14 protein-coding genes are annotated in these 18,586 nt (G+C 62.6%); 11 read left to right on the top strand and 3 right to left on the bottom strand.

Going from position 1 to position 18,586, the window contains the following annotated elements; all coding sequences use genetic code 11:
- Positions 1-26: 26 nt before the first annotated feature.
- Positions 27-791, top strand: coding sequence for a response regulator (locus JM946_RS07995; RefSeq protein WP_203166679.1), 765 nt, complete (start codon positions 27-29; stop codon positions 789-791).
- Positions 792-817: 26 nt separating this feature from the next.
- Here JM946_RS07995 and JM946_RS07990 read toward each other — a convergent pair whose 3' ends face one another.
- Positions 818-1,213, bottom strand: a complete 396-nt coding sequence (locus JM946_RS07990; protein ID WP_203166678.1) for an Hpt domain-containing protein — start codon at positions 1,211-1,213, stop codon at positions 818-820.
- A 97-nt stretch (positions 1,214-1,310) separates the two neighbouring features.
- Between JM946_RS07990 and JM946_RS07985 the strand changes: the two genes are divergently transcribed.
- From JM946_RS07985 to JM946_RS07955, 7 genes are all read left to right on the top strand, one after another.
- Positions 1,311-2,219: a response regulator gene (locus JM946_RS07985; RefSeq protein WP_269140949.1), complete on the top strand. Its 909-nt coding sequence runs from the start codon at positions 1,311-1,313 to the stop codon at positions 2,217-2,219.
- 488 nt (positions 2,220-2,707) lie between these two features.
- The gene (locus JM946_RS07980) at positions 2,708-4,198 is read left to right on the top strand and encodes a S8 family peptidase (RefSeq protein WP_203166676.1); all 1,491 of its coding nucleotides are present in this window, start codon (positions 2,708-2,710) and stop codon (positions 4,196-4,198) included.
- 14 nt (positions 4,199-4,212) lie between these two features.
- The gene (locus JM946_RS07975; RefSeq protein WP_203166675.1) at positions 4,213-8,358 is read left to right on the top strand and encodes a two-component regulator propeller domain-containing protein; all 4,146 of its coding nucleotides are present in this window, start codon (positions 4,213-4,215) and stop codon (positions 8,356-8,358) included.
- Positions 8,359-8,499: 141 nt separating this feature from the next.
- On the top strand, positions 8,500-11,193 hold the full coding sequence (locus JM946_RS07970; RefSeq protein WP_203166674.1) for an MHYT domain-containing protein: 2,694 nt from the start codon (positions 8,500-8,502) through the stop codon (positions 11,191-11,193).
- Positions 11,190-11,642 carry a response regulator gene (locus JM946_RS07965; protein WP_203166673.1) on the top strand — a complete coding sequence of 151 codons (453 nt, stop codon included), beginning with the start codon at positions 11,190-11,192 and terminating at the stop codon, positions 11,640-11,642. Before JM946_RS07970 ends, JM946_RS07965 begins: the two co-directional genes overlap by 4 nt.
- Positions 11,632-12,534 carry a GGDEF domain-containing response regulator gene (locus JM946_RS07960; protein WP_203166672.1) on the top strand — a complete coding sequence of 301 codons (903 nt, stop codon included), beginning with the start codon at positions 11,632-11,634 and terminating at the stop codon, positions 12,532-12,534. The genes JM946_RS07965 and JM946_RS07960 overlap by 11 nt, the downstream gene beginning before the upstream one ends.
- 259 nt (positions 12,535-12,793) lie before the next feature.
- Positions 12,794-13,432, top strand: a complete 639-nt coding sequence (locus JM946_RS07955; RefSeq protein WP_203166671.1) for a glutathione S-transferase family protein — start codon at positions 12,794-12,796, stop codon at positions 13,430-13,432.
- Between the two features lie 58 nt (positions 13,433-13,490).
- Here the strand turns inward: JM946_RS07955 and JM946_RS07950 are convergent, their stop codons facing one another.
- Together JM946_RS07950 and JM946_RS07945 are read right to left on the bottom strand one after the other, a co-directional pair.
- Positions 13,491-14,591, bottom strand: coding sequence for a porin family protein (locus tag JM946_RS07950; protein ID WP_203166670.1), 1,101 nt, complete (start codon positions 14,589-14,591; stop codon positions 13,491-13,493).
- Positions 14,588-15,409 carry a hypothetical protein gene (locus JM946_RS07945; RefSeq protein WP_218042685.1) on the bottom strand — a complete coding sequence of 274 codons (822 nt, stop codon included), beginning with the start codon at positions 15,407-15,409 and terminating at the stop codon, positions 14,588-14,590. The genes JM946_RS07950 and JM946_RS07945 overlap by 4 nt, the downstream gene beginning before the upstream one ends.
- A 195-nt stretch (positions 15,410-15,604) precedes the next feature.
- Here JM946_RS07945 and JM946_RS07940 point away from each other — a divergent pair, with 195 nt between their 5' ends.
- The 3 genes from JM946_RS07940 to JM946_RS07930 all read left to right on the top strand — a co-directional run bounded on the left by JM946_RS07940 (position 15,605) and on the right by JM946_RS07930 (position 18,582).
- A complete protein-coding gene (locus JM946_RS07940; RefSeq protein WP_218042683.1) occupies positions 15,605-17,068 on the top strand; it encodes a CHRD domain-containing protein in 1,464 nt (487 codons plus the stop codon).
- Positions 17,069-17,162: 94 nt separating this feature from the next.
- Entirely contained in the window at positions 17,163-17,942 is a 780-nt protein-coding gene (locus JM946_RS07935) for a TorF family putative porin (RefSeq protein ID WP_203166667.1), read from the top strand.
- Between the two features lie 67 nt (positions 17,943-18,009).
- Positions 18,010-18,582, top strand: coding sequence for an RNA polymerase sigma factor (locus tag JM946_RS07930; protein ID WP_203166666.1), 573 nt, complete (start codon positions 18,010-18,012; stop codon positions 18,580-18,582).
- The last annotated feature ends 4 nt before the right edge of the window (positions 18,583-18,586 follow it).

Below are 18,586 nucleotides of genomic sequence, written 5' to 3'. Positions count from 1 at the left end.
AGAAACCCCGTCGAGTGATCTAAGCCATGGTGATGCTCGAACTGCTACGGATGCAAGCACAGAGACAAGCCGAGCTGCTCTCGAACTGTGTGCTGGCACTGGCGCGCGATCCTCTCGCTCCTGAACAGCTGAACGCCTGCGCGGCGGCCGCGCGCTCCTTCGAGGGAACCGCGCAGACCGTCGGACTCGAAGCTGGCGCCGAGCTGGCGCGAGCCATGGAAGAGTGTTGCGCGGCCGTTCGCCGCGGCGAGATCGAATTGCAGCGGGAGCTGATCGGCATGATGGTTCAAGCCGTCGACCTGCTCGATTGCATGGCCCGCACATCGCCCACCGCGCCGCCCTTATTAAGAGCGATCGATGGCGAAGACGAGGACGACTTCGAGGAGCCGTACCTGGAGAGCGCCCGACACAGCAAAGGCAAGCCAGTGCTGGTTGTGGACGACTCGGAGGAGACTCGCGAGCTCGAGCGCAAGCTGCTCAAGTATCAAGGCTACGAAGTGGTGGTGGCCGCGGACGGCATCGAAGCCTGGTACGCGGTGCTCACCGGCGACTTCGATCTCGTGCTCACCGACGTGGAGATGCCATTGCTCGACGGCATCGAGCTCACCCGGCGCATCAGGAGGGATCCACGCTTCGAGCGCCTGCCCGTGTTGATCGCATGCGACAAAGGCAACCTTCAGCAGCGCTGGCGCTGCTTCGACGCGGGCGCGAACTACTATGTCATCAAGGGCACCTTCCACGACACGCTGGTGGAAGCCGTCGCCACGCTGATCGGTCCTGCGCGCAAATAGGGCGGTGCTGCGAGTTGGAACCCGCGTCAAATTGACTCAGATTGGATGGGCGCACCCAGCGCGTCGAACTGCGCCACGACCATTGCGCGAAACTGCTTCAGCTCGATTTCAAGCGCCTGGATTGCCTGCTCAACCTGAACGGGCGACTGCGGCTCCAGGCGCGCCGCCAACGCTGCCAGGCGTTCAGCCCCCACCATCGCGGCGCTCCCCTTCAAAGTGTGCAGTGTTTCCACGCGCGCGGCGGCGTCGAGAACACTCAGCTCGCGGATGAACCCCGCGGCATTCGCAATAAACTTGCTGTATATCGCGGCAACTGCGACAGGCTGACCCAGGCTCCCCAGGAGGTCTTGTAAGACATCCACATCGAGCACCTTGGCTGAGGGCTCGATCGCGGAGGCAGCCCCGGACTTCAGTTGATCCATTGAATGTGACATATCGCGGGTGGTGTCAGCAGTGGGTCCGGATAGGGTACATTGCACGCGTCTACCTGTCGGTCAGGTATACGGTACAGGACCACGGATGAAATCGCAGTCTGCCGACGCTCGTACGAACGTTGATACGGCAAGAGGTCGTGTCCTAGTCATAGACAACGACTCTTCGATGGTGCTGTGGGTGCGCTCGGTACTGCAGGCGCGCGGTTACGACTGTTACCCCGCGCACAGCGGTGAGGAAGCGCTCGCGATCCTCCGCACTACGCCGGGAATCGTAGTCGCGATCAGCGATATCCACATGCCCGGAATGGATGGCATCACCCTGCTACAGAACATTGGCTCCCTGCAGGCCACGCTCTCGGTGCCGCGGTTCATTTTTCTCACCGCCTACCCCGAGATCGAATTCGCCGTCGCCGCCTTGCGACTGGGCGCGCTGGATTTTCTGGTCAAACCGGTGCGCCCGCAGGACCTGCTGAGCGCGGTTCGAACCGCGGTAGATCGCGTGGATCGCAATCAGATCGCCATGCAGCTCACCGATCAGGCGGCGATGCTCGCTCAGCAGGCTGAAGCTCTGGCTGCTGCCTTGAATGCTTGGAAACAGACACCGGAGCAGGTCTCGCGAAGAAGCGGCGCGCCGGGAGGCGATCTCACGCTCCTCGGGCTGGATCACTTCCGCCGGCCGCGGCAGGCTGTCGCGCCGCTCGGTGAGCTCGACGACGTCGCGTGGGACCTCTTGCGCGAACTACTGCGGGCCGAAAAAGCGGGTCAGCGCATTTCGGTGTCCGCGCTCAGCATCTCCGTGGAGCACATCTCGCCCACCACTGCCTTGCGTCGGATCCGCGAGCTGGTGAAAGCGGGACACATCGTGCGCAATCCCGACCCAATGGACGCGCGCCGCGACTTCGTCACACTGGAGCCGGAGAGTCGCGCCGCTTTGCAACAGTACTTAGAACAAGTGGCCAAAGAACTGGCTGCTGCAGTCGCCTCGCGCTCATAACCGCAGATTGGCCTCAGCCCGTACCACGAACCGTTACCGGCTCACTTGTTGTAATCACGCGTGTTCGGTAGAAACACGCCGCAAATATTGTCGCATGCCGACAAACGGAGGAAGCGATGGGGAAGATCGTTCGGCGCAAGCGCTGGCTGGTGGGAGCTGGCGCTCTCGGTGCAATTACTCTCGCGGTGTGGTTTCCGCGCGCAGAGGACACATCGCCTACTCCGAAGCCGGCCACGCCTCCATCCGTAGAGTCCGCGATTGCCATTGCAGCCCCGCCACCGGATCCGGTTGTAGGTACAACGGGCAACGCAGTACAGAGTGCTCCCATCGGAGTGCGTCAGAATTACATAGTTCAAGCCGCGAGCACGGAACTAGCGCGACGCGCAGTGACCCGCGCCGGCGGCGAGATCACGGGCGACCTCGGAATCATTCGAGCTGTCGGGGCCGCTCTAGATGGCAACGAACTCGCCAGGCTTTGGGAAGAACCCGTGGATGGTTTGCGCGTGTATGACGACGCGTCGGTCACCTCGAGCAGCACTACTAGTGCGCCTCCGGAGACGTACTATCCGACGCAGGTCGGCGCCGCGACGATGCATACGGGCGGCGTCACAGGGCGAGGCGTCACAGTCGCGGTGCTCGACACGGGCGTGTGGGCGGACAAGGGCCCGCTGCAGCAGTCGTCCTCTGGTCGCAATCCGCGAGTGCTCGCGCAGTACGATGTCATCCTCGCACGCGAAAATCCCCAAGCTTATCCTCTGCTGTCGCTAAACAAGTACAGCCGCGATATCGACGACCTGAACGGTCACGGGACGCACGTTTCTTCCATCATCGCCAGCAGCGCCATCGCATCCACGGGCCGCTACCAAGGCGTGGCGCCCGGCGTGAACCTCGTGTCGGTGCGCGTGCTCGACAGTGAAGGCATGGGCCGTTACTTCGACGTCATCGCCGGCATCCAGTGGGCAGTGAACCAGCGCCTCGCTTATGGCATTCGCGTGCTCAACCTCTCGCTGAGCGCGCCGGTGCGTTCACACTACTGGGACGATCCGCTCAATCAAGCCGTGATGGCGGCGTGGGCTTCGGGCGTAGTCGTCGTGGCCGCCGCCGGCAACGAGGGTCCCGCACCCATGAGCATCGGCGTGCCAGGCAACAACCCGTATGTCATCACCGTCGGCGCAGTCACAGATGCGTATCACCCGTACGAGCCAGGCATGTATCGCCTTGCCTCGTTCTCGTCCGCGGGACCGACCTACGAAGGCTTCGTTAAACCTGAAGTCGTCGCGATGGGCGGTCACATCCGCGCGTATGCGCCGGACGATGGCACACTCGCGCAAAGATTCCCGCAGTGGCTCGACACTCGCTATCCCGATATGACTATGTCGGGCACCTCGCAAGCCGCCGCGGTGACGAGCGGCGTCGTCGCACTCATCCTGCAAGCGAATCCCGGACTATCGCCGAACAGCGTGAAATGTCGATTGATGGACGGCGCGCGTCCCGCTGTGAAAGGCGACGGCACCCTCGCCTACACAGTGTTCCAACAAGGCGCTGGCCTCGTGAATGCGCAGGATGCGATCTACAGCACCGCTACGAACTGCGCGAATCAAGGTCTCAACGTCGCGGCCGATCTCGCGGGGCTGCAGCACTACGGTGGCCGCGCGAATCGCGACGAGAACGGCAATTACTACATCATGGAAGTTGAGCAGACTCCCGGACTGTTGACACAGCTGCTGAGCCCGCTGGGCAGCCTGCCGCTGCTCGGGCAGTTGCTGGTGGGGCTGGCTTCGACGCTCGATGGTCTGTTGTGGGACGGCAGTCCGCCCAGCAGCGACTCAGTCACCTGGAGCGAAGGTTTCACCTGGAGTAACGGCTTCACCTGGAGCAACGGCTTCACCTGGAGCAACAACTACGCCTGGAGCAATGGCTTCACCTGGAGCAACGCCTCGGCGAGCAGTTCCAGTGTCGAACCGGCGCCGCAGGAATAAGCAGTAACCGAGCCGTGGCTCATCGCGGGCTCAGATGCATCGCTGCCCTGCTCGCCTGCGCGGTTTTCACCACCGCGCAGGCAGCGCCGCCCGTGCCCGAAGTGCGGCCCATGTACTTCGAGCATCTGACGATGCGCGACGGTCTGTCGCAGAGTACGGTGATGAGCATCCTGCAGGACTCGCAGGGCTTCCTGTGGCTTGCGACCGAGAGCGGCCTCGACCGCTATGACGGTTACTCCATCCGCGAATATCGCCGCGAGCGCGGCAACGAGCATGGGCTCGCGAGCGACTACATCTGGTCAGTTGCGGAAGATGCGCGCGGCGACTTGTGGCTCGCCACCCGAGGTGGCGGCGTAGCGCGATGGGACCGCCGCCACGATCGCTTTCAACAATTCCGGCACGATCCAAACAATCCGCACTCCCTCGGCGACGACGCTGTGCGCACCTTGCACATCGATGCCGCGGGCATGATCTGGGCCGGCCTGGAGCGACAGGGTCTGGATATGCTCGATCCTCGCACCGGTCGCGTGCGGCACTTTCGCAATGAGCCCGGCAATGCACGCTCGCTGCCTTCAAATGGAGTGTTTGCGCTTTATTCGGATCGCGCGGGTCGGCTTTGGGTTGGTACGGACCACGGCTTAAGCCGCTACGAACCCGATACCAATGATTTCTCGAACGACGTTGCATTGGGCAGCCCACTGGATGGATCGCGAGTGCGCGCCATTCTGGAGGATCACGCGGGCGCACTGTGGGTTGGCACGTTCGAACGCGGCCTGCACCGGATCGATCCGAGCACTGGCGAGGTCACTTCATTTCGCCGAGATGCAAACAACCCGCGCTCGATCAGCAGCGATCGCGTACGCGCCTTGATGCAAGACGACGCGCAGCGGCTGTGGATCGCCACGTCCGACGGGCTCAATCTGTTCCAACCCTCGTCCCAGACCTTCGTGCGCTATGGCCGGGATCCAGACAATCAGCACAGTCTGCGCGACGACGATGTGATGTCGCTGTATCAGGATCGAGGCGGCGTGCTATGGGTCGGCACGCGCGCTGGCGGCGCCAGTCATTGGAGCCCGAAGAGCTGGACGCTCGGTCACTATCGCAGCAGCCTGTTTGCGAACACCGCGGTGAACGCATTCGCGGACGATGGCGAAGGCACTGTGTGGGTTGGAACCGCCGACGGTCTGGTGGAGATCGACACGATCCAGCGAACCGAGCGCCGCTACACACGTGAGTCCAGTGGGCCGCTACGCCTCCCTGACAATGGCGTGATGGCTCTACTGCACGATCGTGATGGTGCATTGTGGATTGGCACGATGAGCGGCGGCCTCGCCCGCTTCGACGTGAAAAGCGGCACGCTTCGCACCTACCCCAGTGTTCCAGGCGATCCGACGACGTTGCCCGTCGATGGCGTGATGTGCGTCTACGAGGCGCGCGACGGAACGATCTGGGTCGGCACCTACGGCGGCGGACTCGCGCGGATCGATCGTGCGACCGGCAATCTCACGCGCTATCCCTACGGAACGGATACGAGTTCGCTCAGCAATCCGGGCGCGAGCGCCATTGTCGAAGATGTGCGAGGCAATCTTTGGATCGGCACCATCGGTGGCGGCCTGAATCTGCTCGATCCCCGCACGGGTCGTTTCCATCACTTTCGTCGCAATGACCGCGATCCGAGCAGTCTGAGCGACGACACCGTCTACGCTCTACACATCGATCCGAGCGGCACGTTGTGGGTCGGCACCGCGGGCGGCGGTCTCGATCGCGTGGTCGGCGGATCGGATGAGCCGGACGCTGTGCGCTTCCGTCGGGACGAGCGGTTGACGAACATGCCCAGCCAGGTGGTGTACGGCATCGAGTCGGACCGCGAGGGCCATCTGTGGCTCAGCACGAACAACGGTCTCGTGCGCATCGATCCGCGCAGCGGCTCGAATCGTTTGTTCCGCGAACCGCACGGCCTACAGGCGGATGAATTCAATTTCAACGCTCATTATCGTGGGCGCGACGGCACGCTCTACTTCGGCGGCAACGGCGGTTTCAACGCCTTTCTGCCGGATGCCGAGCCCTCGCCCGCGCCGCCGCCGCGTGTGGCGCTCACCTCAGTCGCGATCCTCAATCAACATCTGCCGTTCGCAGAATTTCCCGGTGCGGATCGCCCTCTCGTCCTCGCGCACGACGACAAGCTGGTAACGTTCGAATTCGCTGCGCTCGATTTCATGTCACCCGCGAACAATCGCTATCTGTACCGGTTGGAAGGCTTCGACCCAGATTGGGTGGAAGCGGGTTCGGCGCATCGCGCGACATACACCAACCTGGACGCAGGCGAGTACATCTTCCGGGTCCGCGCCAGCAATGCCGATGGCACATGGAGCGAGCAGGACCTCACCATTCCAGTTCACGTTACCGCCGCGTGGTGGAATACCTTTGTCGCACGCGTGATCTATCTCGCGATCGTTGTCTGCGCCCTCCTATACGTGGGGCGATTGCTACGACTGCGGCGCACGCGCGAGTTGATGCACAAACGCCAGCTGGAAGAAATGGTCGCCGTGCGCACTCGCGAGCTGGAAGAGCGCAACCATCAGCTGCAAGTGCTGAGTCGCGCCAAGAGCGATTTCGTGGCGCGCATGAATCACGAACTGCGCACGCCCATGAATGGCGTACTCGGATTGAGCGAGCTGCTGCTGGATACGCGACTGGACCCCGTGCAGCGGCGGTTCGCCGACGGCATCCATCGTTCAGCCGACTCGCTGCTGGCCATCGTCGACGACGTGCTCGATTTCTCCAAGCTCGAAGCAGGTCGTCTGCAACTTGCGCCGGTCGATTGCGACCTCGTATTGCTGGTCGAGCAGACCGCGGAAATGCTCGCCGCGCGCGCATCCGGCAAGAATATCGAGCTCATGTGCGATACCCCGCCACGACCATTACCGCGAGTAAGAGTCGACGTGGTGCGCCTCCGGCAGGTCCTCGTCAACCTCGGCGGCAACGCCGTGAAGTTCACCGAAAGCGGCGAAGTCACATTGCGAGTGAGCTCGCCCGGCGTCGAAGGCGACCGATTGCGCGTGCGCATCGACGTGGCGGACACCGGCATCGGCATCGCGCCGGAGAATCAAGCGCGGATCTTCGAGGAGTTCGTACAGGAAGATGCATCGACTACGCGCCGTTACGGCGGCACGGGCCTGGGCCTGGCGATAGCACGGCAACTCGTGGATCTGATGGGCGGCAAACTCTCGCTGGCGAGCACGCCCGGCGCCGGCTCGACATTCACTGTCGACCTCTCGTTGCAACTGGCCGAAGCCGATGCGCAGGCGCCTGCACCGTTCGCGGAGGTGGTCGGACTACGGGTTCTTGTCGCGGACGACAATGCAGCCGTGCGACGCTTTCTCGCTCACACGCTCGATGAGTGGGGCGCACACGCCACGGGCGTAGGCAGCTTTGCTGAAGTGATGAGAGAACTGCGCGCGACTGCCTACAACGCCATGGTCATCGACCACTCGCTGTTGGATGGCGCGTCCATCCAACAACTGCAGGCCGTGATCGCTGAACGCGCAGTGCGACCGCGAATCATACGTCTGGCTAGCTTCGTGAATCTCGGGCCAACGCCGCGGAACGACCTGCAGTGGCTCGATGCGGAAGTCACAAAGCCGGTGCGCCTCCAGCAGCTACAACGCACGCTGATCGGTGATGCCAGCGTGGATACCTCGCAAATCGGTGCACATCCCGTTCCCATGAAACCGCTGGCGCCGGGCGTGCGTGTGCTGGTGGTCGAAGATCAGGCGCTCAATCGGGATGTGGCGGAAGGCATGTTGAGTTCGCTCGGCGTCGACGTAGATACAGCGCACGATGGGCAGCACGCCCTCGAAATGTTGGAACGCACGTCTTACGACGTCGTGCTGATGGACTGCCGCATGCCGGTGATGGATGGGTTCGCGGCCACCACGGAGTGGCGGCGACGCGAAGGCACAGGCCGACACATCCCTGTCATCGCATTGACCGCCGATACCACGAGCGCAGCTCGCGAAGCCTGCTTCGCCGCCGGCATGGATGACTACCTTGGCAAGCCTTTCAGTCGCGCCACTTTGCGCGCTGCACTCGCGCGCTGGGTGCCCTCGAAGCCGTCCGTAACGGACGCTGCCATGCGAAGCAGCAGCGCGGAAGGTTGATTCTCAAATATCTATAAAGCTTCTGCTGTAGCGCGGCAAGTACCAACACACCGCGCGCTGCGGCCTTCCCTTTTGCGTTCCTCGGCGAGCGAATAGAGAATCGCGCCGGGAACGGCGATAACAATTAGAGAAGGATCCATCATGTCGTCATCGACTGCGGCGCTGAGCGGGTCATACGATGTTCTGCTCGTCAGCCTGTCGGTTGTGATTGCGATTCTCGCCGCCTATGCGGCACTCGATTTCACCGTCCGAATCAATGCGGCGCGCGGCTCCCTGCGCCTGGTGCGTCTCGTCGGCGGAGCCATCTGCATGGGTGTGGGCATCTGGTCGATGCACTACGTCGGCATGCTCGCATTCCGATTGCCAATTCCGGTGCGCTATGACTGGCCCACCGTGGTGCTGTCCTTGCTCGCCGCAGTGTTTGCTTCCGCCGTCGCGTTGTTCGTGGTCAGCCGCAAGCAGATGGGGCTGGTGCGCGCCACGCTAGCCAGCATCGTCATGGGCGGAGGCATCGCGACCATGCACTACGTCGGCATGGAAGCCATGCGGCTCGCGGCAATTCATACCTATTCTCCCAGCCTGGTCGCGCTGTCGGTGGTGCTGGCGATCGTCATTTCGTTCGTGGCGCTGTGGCTCACCTTTCATCTGCGCGCCGACCCCAAGGCGTGGAGCCGAAAGAAACTCCTGAGCGCGCTGGTGATGGGCGCCGCGATTCCGGTGATGCATTACACCGGCATGGCAGCCGTGACATTCATCCCTTCCACTACGCATCTCCACGATGTATCACGCGCGGTCGGCGTTTCGGCGCTCGGCACGGTGGCCATCATCGTGATCACGTTGCTGCTGCTCGGCCTGGCGCCGATGGCGAATCTGAAAATCGATTCGCTGTCGCACACCCGGCAACTCACGGTGCGTCATTTTTTGTTTCTGGCGGTGCTGGGGCTGGTGTCGATCCTGGGCATCGTGCTGATCGAGCAGGAAGGCCGGCAGCTGGCGCAGGATTCCCGGCTGATCAACGAAGCCAGCCGGCAAATCATGTTGAGCCGGGAACTGTCCAGGGATCTGCTGCTGGCGGCCCGCCCTCTCGAGAACACCGAGGCAGAGGAACTGGCGAGACGTGCACGAGAGACGTGGGTCCTGTGGAGACGCTCGCACGAATCCTTGAAACAAAACCACCCGGACGGTGCGGCGGCGATGCTCATCGGCGGGGTGAAAAAGAGAGTCGGCGGCGCCGCCGTGCATGCGAACGTCGAGCCCGAGAACACCGGGACTTTCGCAACGATCGATGCCGCCTACGTGGCCATGAGCCGGTCGGTGCAGCGCTTGCTTGGGCAGCTGTCATCCGCGGAGATCGGCTCCCTGCTAAACGAACTGCTCGGTCACGAGCAGAGTTATCTGCAAAGGTTGAGCGAACTCGTATCGCACTATGAACAGAATTCCGAGACTCGCCAGGCTCGCCGCGATCGATTGTATGTCTTCATGCTCATGTCGCTGCTGGGTGTACTGTTGTTGCAAGGACTGGTGGTGTTACGGCCTGCGCTATCCAGGATTCAACACGGCATTGGCGAGCTCGAGCGAACCACGCAGGCGCTGCATCGGCAGGTCTCGTTCGTCGAGTTGCTGCAGTCGGTGGCGGTCGCGGCCAACGAGGCGACATCGACGGACACCGTGCTGCAGTTTGCACTCGACCGGATCTGCGCACACACCGGTTGGCCGGTGGGGCACGTGTATCTTTGCGCACCCGATTCCGCTGACCTGATTTCCAGCTCGCTGTGGCACGTCGACGATCCGGAGCGATTCGCGTCGCTGTGCAATGCCACCCAACGAACCCGCCTGCACGCCGGCATGGGACTGCCCGGTCGAGTCGTGAAAACCGGCAAGCCCGCATGGATCCGTGATGTGAGGGACGAAAGCAGTTTCGCGGCGGATGTCGAAGTGGCCGCGCTCGATGTGCGCGGCGCTTTCGGTTTCCCGGTGCTGGTACAAGGCAAAGTGGTGGCGGTGCTGGAGTTCTTCTCGCACCGGGTGGAAGAGCCGGACGATGAGCTGCTCAATGTGATGGCGAACGTGGGCACCCAACTGGGTCAGGTCGTCGAGCGCGCTCGCGCTCAGGAGGAGATCGCCCGCAATGCCGAAGACCTGGCGCGTTCCAATGCGGAGCTCGAACAATTCGCCTATGTGGCTTCGCACGATCTGCAGGAGCCGCTGCGCATGGTGGCGAGTTTCACCCAGCTGCTGGCGCGTCGTTACCGCGGTCAGCTCGATTCAGAGGCCGATGAGTACATCGGCTATGCCGTCGACGGCGCGCAGCGCATGCAAACGCTGATTCTGGATCTGCTCTCATACGCGCGACTATCGACCAAAGGTCAGTCGCCGCAGCCCATCAACACCGCCACCGTGTGCGAAGCCGCGCTCGCGCAGCTCAAACAATCCATCAAAGAGCGCAACGCCGTGATCACCGTGGAACAGTTACCTACCGTGGTCGGCTATGCCACGCAGCTGACTCAACTGTTTCAGAATCTCATCGGCAACGCGCTCAAGTACTGCAACCGTCAGCAACCGGAGGTGCATGTGAGCGCGCAAGCGACGCCCGACCACTGGATCTTTTCGGTGCGCGACAACGGCATCGGCATCGAGCCGCAGTATTTCGAGCGCATTTTTCAGATGTTCAAGCGACTGCACACGCGCGAGCAATACTCGGGCACCGGCATCGGTCTGGCGCTATGTAAAAAAATTGTGGCGCGCCACCGCGGTCAGATCTGGGTGGAGTCGCAACCCGGCAAAGGCTCCAACTTTCTGTTCACGATTCCACGCACCGAGGGTCTGACCTCATGATCACGGGCGCCGTCGAGATTCTGCTGGTCGAAGACAATCCGGGCGACGCCCGGCTCACCCTGGAGGCCTTCAAGGAAGGCAAGGTCATCAACAATGTGCACGTGGTGCGCGACGGCGTCGAGGCGCTGGCCTACCTGCGACGCGAAGGCAGATACCGCGAGGTCCGGCAACCGGATCTGGTGCTGCTCGATTTGAATCTGCCCCGCAAGGACGGCCGCGAAGTGCTGGCCGAAATCAAGGCGGACCAACATCTGAGGCAGATCCCGGTGGTGGTGTTGACGACCTCCACCGCCGAGGAAGACATCGCGCGCGCCTACAGCAGTCACGCCAATTGTTATATCAGCAAGCCGGTGGACCTGGAGCAATTCCTGCGAGTCGCGCATTCCATCGAAAGTTTCTGGCTCAACTTCGTCAAACTTCCCCCGCACGGAGCCAATGATGTTCGATAGGCGGATCCGGCTGCTGCTGGTCGAGGACAGTCCAGGCGATGTCCGCCTGTTCACGGAGATGATCAGAGAGGCGCGTGCGTTTCAATTCGAGCTCGAGCACCGCGACACCATCGACAAGGCGCTCGGCTTCCTGGCCGGGACCTGCCCCGACATGATCGTGCTGGATCTGGGGCTGCCCGACGGCGGCGGCGTCGATGCAATCCACAGGGTGCAGCGGGCCGCGCCCAACGTGCCATTGGTGGTGTTGACCGGTCTCGACGACGAAGCAGCGGCGATCGAGGCGCTCCACGCCGGCGCGCAGGATTATCTGATCAAAGGTCAAATGAGCACGAGCCTGCTGGTGCGCGCGTTGCGTTACGCGTTCGAGCGACACGGCATGCAGATGGCGTTGCGCAAGGAATCGACTCTCGACGAGCTCACCGGCCTGGCGAACCGCCGCGGCTTTCTGATGCGCGCCGAGCAGCACGCCATGCTCGTGAAGCGTACTGGCGAGCGCTTTGTGGTGGTGTTCATCGACATGGATCGTTTGAAGCCCATCAACGACACTTTGGGTCATCAAGCCGGCGATGCCGCCATCGGCGAGATCGCGGACGTGCTGCGTGTTTGTTTTCGCGAGTCGGATATCATCGGCCGCCTGGGCGGCGACGAGTTTGCACTGCTGCTACCCACGACCGAGGGCAATAGCGAACACCTGATCCGCGAGCGCCTTCACCAGGAGCTACGGCGCAGAAACATGCAACCGGAGCGACGCTTTCACCTGTGTGTCAGCGTGGGCATCGTGACTTCCGATCCGCATCAGCCGCTCTCGGTGGAGGAAATGCTCGCGCAGGCGGACGCCCTCATGTACGAAGAAAAGCAGAAAGGACGGCTGGCGCGGCCCCTGGCTCGCTGAATGCTATGCAGGCAGCGTGAAGTGCAACTCCGCGCCACGATCCTTCTCCGCCAGACCATGCTGTCAAAGCGCTAATCGGCCATCGCCGTCTGTAAAACGCACACGAACAGCACCATCAACGTGAGTCGCACCATGACCTTTGCTTCCGCGTCTGGGTATCGACGCACTACAGGGAGCGAAGATTGCGCTCCATCCGGAGCTGGCTGTGCAGGCCGACTTTCGCCTGCCATACTTCGCTATTTCACGCGCAGGAACCGCAGTGACCTACACTCTTTATTACTCGCCCGGTGCGGCGAGCATGGCTGTGCACTGGATGCTCATCGAAATGCAGCTGCCTTTCGAGGCGAAGCTGGTCAGCATCGATGCCGGGGAGCAGCGTTCTGCCGAATATCTCAAACTCAATCCGAGCGGCCGCATTCCGACCCTGATGATCGACGGCGCTCCGCGCACCGAATCGACCGCGCTGCTGATGTCGTTGGCCGAACGTCATCCAGACAAGGGGCTGGCGCCGACGCCTGGCTCCGCTGCCCGCGCTGAATGGCTGGAGACGATGATCTATCTGGCAAACACGGTGCTGCCCGCCATGCGCGATTGGTTCTATGCGGGAAAGGACGGCGATCCCGCCGGTGCCGAAGCGGTGCAAGCATTGGCCCGCCGCCGAATCGAAGGCGCATGGGACCTTCTGGATGCGCGCTTGAGCGACGGTCGCAGTCATCTGGTCGGCCATCAGTTGAGCACCGCTGATCTGCTGGGCACGATGCTGATGCGCTGGTCGCGAAACATGCCGCGCCCTGCAGACACCTGGAAGAATCTCGCGCCCTACATTCGCCGGATGCGCTCCATGCCTTCCTTTATCGAGCTCAACCGGCGCGAAGGTCTCACCGACTGGTCGAACTGAACCCCGTATTGCGCAGATGTGACGCCCGCGAGCGGAGCACGTCGCGCTTTCGTTTTGCTCAGAAGAATCCGTGCAGCTGCGCAAAAAACAGCTTGCGGTTCTGCAGGTCGTTTTGCGGGATGCCGTCGTAGATGCGCGCGCCTAGCCGCAGTTGCACGAACTGGAATGGAAACAGTTCATAAACCAGGCTGTAGCGGTTCTGCTCGTCTTCGTCAACGTCGGTGTCCGGCTCGAACACCTCGGCGGTGAGCTTGAGGTTGTGACCTTGTGAGATCCACCAGTTGGCTTCGATGAGCCCGACCCACTGCTTGCGCTCCTCGGGGCCGAGCGTTTCATCCGTGAGGTAGTCCGCCTCGGCCAGCCATGCGATGGGCCCGGTGCGAAGACCGGCAAAAACGCCTTGCATCTGACGGTCGCCCGCGTCCGTGTGATTCAGATTGAAGCCCGCCCCGACGCGCCAGACTCTCTGCACATGCTCGGCGCGCAAGCTCACCTGCTTGCCTTCGTCGGGCTCCGGCCCGCTCGCCGTGCCGTTGGACACGGCAAGTTGTGTCGACAGCGAGCCGGACTCGTATCCCACCTGCACGCCGCGATCCGGGGTCGCGAAGTTGATGCCAGTCACCTGCCGAATGAAGGCCCCGTCGTCCTCGAGGCGCAGCCCGTACGGCAAATAGAATTGTCCGGCCTGCACCTGCCAGCGTTGATCCTCAGTTGTGTAGCGAGCGAACGCTTCCAGGTTGGTGCTGCCGCCGGGTGCGAACCGTTGATCGAAATAGACCGCCAATCGATCCGGTATGGGCGTGATCGCAAGGTAGGCCCGCCCCTCTTCCAGATCGAACTCGGACCGAGCGTCGTTGTCCGGCACATCCGTATGAGTGGCGTTGGCTCGCAGATTGCCGCCGAGCGCGAAGAAGCGATTCACCACGCCCGTCCACGCATCGGATTCTATGCCTTCGATGCGACGGGCCGGCAGTGCGGTCTGCGCCCAGCCATTGCCGAAAGCATTGCGCATGCCGCCGCCGGCTGCGTTGAAATGACAGTTGCTGCACTTGAGCCCTTCGCGAACGGCGAAATACGGCTCGGCTCGAACGCCAGCCACGCTGGCTGAAAACAGCGCCACGAGCGCACAGATCTGCAAGAACACAGCGCCCGCCCTCATCGCGCCGTCTCCACTGTGAAGCGCAGAACGAAATCGCCTCCGGCGGTACCGTCGTGATCGCCGTCGATGGGCCGAGCCGCCAGGTCCGCGAGCGCTACCGGATCGCTGCCGCTGATGCGCAACTCATATTCGTCGGCGGCCAGAGGCGTCACGCGTGGCTCGATCGCCAGCACCGACGGTTGTGTGGATCGAACCCTCACCTGAACGGGCACGGTTCGCTCGTTGCCCGCTGCGAATTCGCCATCCCCGCCGCTGACTCGCAACGTCACGAGATCCGATTGCAATAAAGACGTGTCGAGCTCGGTATCCGAGGTCACAACGATCTCGCGCATCGAAGCCGGCGCGCTCTCGAAGCGCATGGGCGACACTGCGATCAGGTGCGCGAACTCGATACGAGTTTTCTGGCTCCCGCCTCCAGAGGTATTGGGCGCACCATCGGCAATCCATTGGCGAATCACATCGACTGTCGCCTGCGGCAGCGGTGGCGCATTGAGCGGCATGCGAGCTCCCACCGCAGCTGTTCCTTCGATTTTCTGGATCAGATAGCTCGCATCCGGATTGCCCGGCTGAACGCGCATCAGCGCAGGCACTTCGACACTGGGTGCATTCACCAGCAGTGCATACGAAGCGCCTTCATCGAGTCGTAGGCCGAGCGGCGCGGCCGCGCCTGCGTGGCATCCAGTACAAGCGGGCGTGAACACCAATGACTGGATGGATTGGAAAGTCGGTTGCAACGTGCCGCTGTCTTCCCCCGCGGGCCGACCGTTCTCGTCCAGCCCTTCTCCGTCTCCAGCGCACGCGACCAGTGTGCACGTCATACACAACGCAGAAAAACTCGCCAGCTTCATGCACACCCCTTCCGCTTCCAGCGCCAGATCGTTGCTGGCTGGCCCGTGAGTGCCTCGATGCCCTCGCGCGGTTCATTCCTACTCTTTGAACCTCGCGATCGCACTCGGGCACTCATGTACAGACAAGTGACGCAGAAACATCGACGCCACGCGGAGAGCGCAGACATGCGCATGCAGAGAAGAACGAGCATCGATTGGCGATACTCCTCGCTCGCAGTGATGCTGATCGCTCCATGGATACTGAGCGGTTGCGGCGGCGGGGGTGGCAATGGCGGCGGAGGCGGCGATTCGCAACCCGCCGCCCCTACGGTGTCGCTCACGGCGCCGTCCGGCGGTTCGGTCAACAGGACCGTGCAGCTGACTGCAAACGCCACCGCAGGAAGCGGCGTGAACCGCGTCGAGTTTCTTGTCGATGGCAATGTGATCGCCACCGACACCACCGCGCCCTACTCCACCGATTGGGACACGTCCACCGTTGCTGACGGTGCGCACTCAGTGACTGCACGCGTGGTGGACGCAGCCAATGTTTCTGCCACGTCCGCCGCAGCCACAGTCAACGTGCTGAATTCTCCCACGATCAATGTGGCGGTCAGCTCCGCCGAGGTATTTCCGAGCACCAATTCCACCGCGACGGGCACGGGGCAGCTCACATTCAATCTGGTGACCGGCGTGGTCACAGGCGGCGTCACACTCAGCGGCATCACCGCAACCCTCGCGCACATTCACCACGGTATCGCCGGCACGAACGGACCGGTGATCGTAGATTTCCTGGCGAGCGCAGCCGATCCGAATCGTTGGGAGGTCGAAACGGGCGATGTTTTGAACGCCGATCAGGTCAACGCGTTGCTCGCCGGCCAGTTGTATGTGAACGTTCACTCCGCCGCTCACCCCGGCGGAGAGATTCGCGGTCAAATCAAACCCCAAGGCGTTGTGGTCGGGATCGCCGGTCTCAGCGGCGCCAACGTGGCGCCGCCACAGACGAACACGGCGACGGGTTTCGCCGCGATGACAATCAACGAGTCGTCGAACACAGCCACCGTTCACGTGCAAACAACTGGAGTCGACGACGCAACCGAAGCTCACGTGCATAACGCGCCCGCGGGCGAGAACGCCGCAGCTCCGCTACTCACATTGATGAAAGATCCGGCGGTCGCATCCCACTGGTTGCTGGAGCAACAAAGCATCACCCAAGCGGAGCGCGACGCGCTGGCAGCCGATCGCCTCTACGTCGACGTGCACACGCCGGCCTCGCCGGGTGGCGCTCTGCGGGGACAGTTGTCGACAGAAGCTGAAGCGCCGGCCGCAGTGACATTGACGCAGTTGCAAACCACCATCTTCACACCCAGCTGCGCGGGTTGTCACACCGGCGGAGGCAGCTCGCTGCCTGCGTCCATGAATCTGTCGAACGCGGCGGCTACGCACGCCGCCATTGTAGGTGTCGCAAGTACAGAGCAGCCGTCGTTGCAGCGAGTGACTCCCGGCAATCCCGACGCGAGCTATCTGGTTCGCAAGATCGAAGGCGGTCCCAGCATCACTGGCGCACGCATGCCGTTGGGCGGAGCACCGCTCGATGCAGCGTTGATCGCCGATGTCAGAGCCTGGATTACCGCCGGCGCAGCGAACAATTGAGATAGCGCTTCTGACAGTTCTCATTGGGCCGTGGCAGCGCGTATGCTGTTCGCACCGAGAGTCTCTCGGACGAACAGCACGCTGACGGCCCGACATGACCAGGCGTCTTTGTAACGATGCGGCGAGCGACTCGCGGCAAACAACGTTGCCGCCGTGGGCTGCCTGCAGCGTTCTTATTTCGGGCCTGGCGCTGGCCGGCACGGGCCATGCCGAAGTGAAATGGAGCGGCTCGCTGGCGTTGACCAGCGACTACGTTCAGCAGGGCCTGTCACAGACGCGAGGCGAACCGGCGCTGCAAGGCGGTTTGCGAGCCCAGCTCGACGAGCACTGGACCGTGGGCGCCTGGGCTTCCAGCATCGATCGCTACGACGGGCCCGGAGCCAACCTGGAAATCGACCTGTACGCCGCCCGCGCCTGGCGGATCACGCCAGAGTGGATCGGCACGCTGACGGCCACACATTATTACTATCCGGACGACGTGCCCTATGTTCAGTACGACTATGACGAACTGGCCGCCTCGCTGGGCTATCGCTCCGCCCTGTTCGCTACCGTGGCGTGGTCGCCCAACTACGCGGATGCAAGCTACCGGGGCGTGGCGGCCGACCGATCGGCCCTGTCCTATGAGATCAGCGCCAATCAGGCCATCGCGGGTGGCTGGTCCGGCAATGTCGGCGTGGGTTATCGGGATCTGAGCGAGCTGTTCGAGCAACAATACTGGTATGGCCACGCCGGGCTGATGCATTCGGCGAATCGACTCACCTTGCATCTGACCTATACCTATATCGATCGGGCCGCGCGCCAGTTGTTCGGCCACGAGCGCGCCGCCAGTACCTGGTCGGGCACCTTGATCTGGAGATTCGGCGACATCGATTGAACCGTGCGGCTCGCAACGGGTACTTACCAGCGTGATGACGCGCACCCACAATGATACGAGCGCGAGAGTGGCGTCGCTCGCCAAGCCATCGCTCAACAACAACGAGGCCGAGCTGGCGCTGATCCGGCGCATCACCCTGCGCGATCGGGGCGCGCTGCGCGAGCTCTACGTGTTGTATCACCGTCGCTTGTCGCGCTTTCTGATGCGGCTGACGCAGCGACAGGACCTGGCCGAGGAAATCATCAACGATACCTTGCTGGTCGTATGGAACAGCGCCGACCGCTTTCGAGGCGACTCTCGCGTTTCCACCTGGATCGTCGGCATCGCCTATCGGCGCGCACTGAAAAGTATCCGACGCCGGCGATCGTTCGAGCTGATCGAGCAGGAAGCCGACGACTCGCTGGTGGGCGCGGACGCCCTGCAGGACTGCGAGACCCAGGAATGGATCGAAGAAGCGCTGGAGGAGCTGCCCATCGAGCAACGCCTGTGCCTGGAGCTGGCGTACGTGCTCGGTCATTCCTGCGAGGAGATCGCGGCCATCACCAGTTGCCCGGTGAACACAGTGAAGACTCGCCTGTTCCACGCCCGCCGCAAACTCAGCCTGCTGTTGCCTCGCCTGGCGGGCAATCCCGACCTATAGAGAA

The sequence above is a fragment of the Steroidobacter gossypii genome, from assembly GCF_016801985.1.
GTDB classification, from domain to species: Bacteria; Pseudomonadota; Gammaproteobacteria; order Steroidobacterales; family Steroidobacteraceae; genus Steroidobacter; species Steroidobacter gossypii.
This window is presented reverse-complemented; position numbering and strand designations above follow the sequence as displayed.

Bases quoted from the DNA above. Each gene is read 5' to 3' on its own strand.
- JM946_RS07970 (WP_203166674.1), top strand. From the start codon at position 8,500: ATGTCGTCATCGACTGCGGCGCTGAGCGGGTCATACGATGTTCTGCTC.
- JM946_RS07950 (WP_203166670.1), bottom strand. From the start codon at position 14,591: ATGAGGGCGGGCGCTGTGTTCTTGCAGATCTGTGCGCTCGTGGCGCTG.
- JM946_RS07990 (WP_203166678.1), bottom strand. From the start codon at position 1,213: ATGGATCAACTGAAGTCCGGGGCTGCCTCCGCGATCGAGCCCTCAGCC.
- JM946_RS07995 (WP_203166679.1), top strand. From the start codon at position 27: ATGGTGATGCTCGAACTGCTACGGATGCAAGCACAGAGACAAGCCGAG.
- JM946_RS07945 (WP_218042685.1), bottom strand. From the start codon at position 15,409: ATGACGTGCACACTGGTCGCGTGCGCTGGAGACGGAGAAGGGCTGGAC.
- JM946_RS07940 (WP_218042683.1), top strand. From the start codon at position 15,605: ATGCGCATGCAGAGAAGAACGAGCATCGATTGGCGATACTCCTCGCTC.
- JM946_RS07965 (WP_203166673.1), top strand. From the start codon at position 11,190: ATGATCACGGGCGCCGTCGAGATTCTGCTGGTCGAAGACAATCCGGGC.
- JM946_RS07985 (WP_269140949.1), top strand. From the start codon at position 1,311: ATGAAATCGCAGTCTGCCGACGCTCGTACGAACGTTGATACGGCAAGA.
- JM946_RS07960 (WP_203166672.1), top strand. From the start codon at position 11,632: ATGTTCGATAGGCGGATCCGGCTGCTGCTGGTCGAGGACAGTCCAGGC.
- JM946_RS07935 (WP_203166667.1), top strand. From the start codon at position 17,163: ATGACCAGGCGTCTTTGTAACGATGCGGCGAGCGACTCGCGGCAAACA.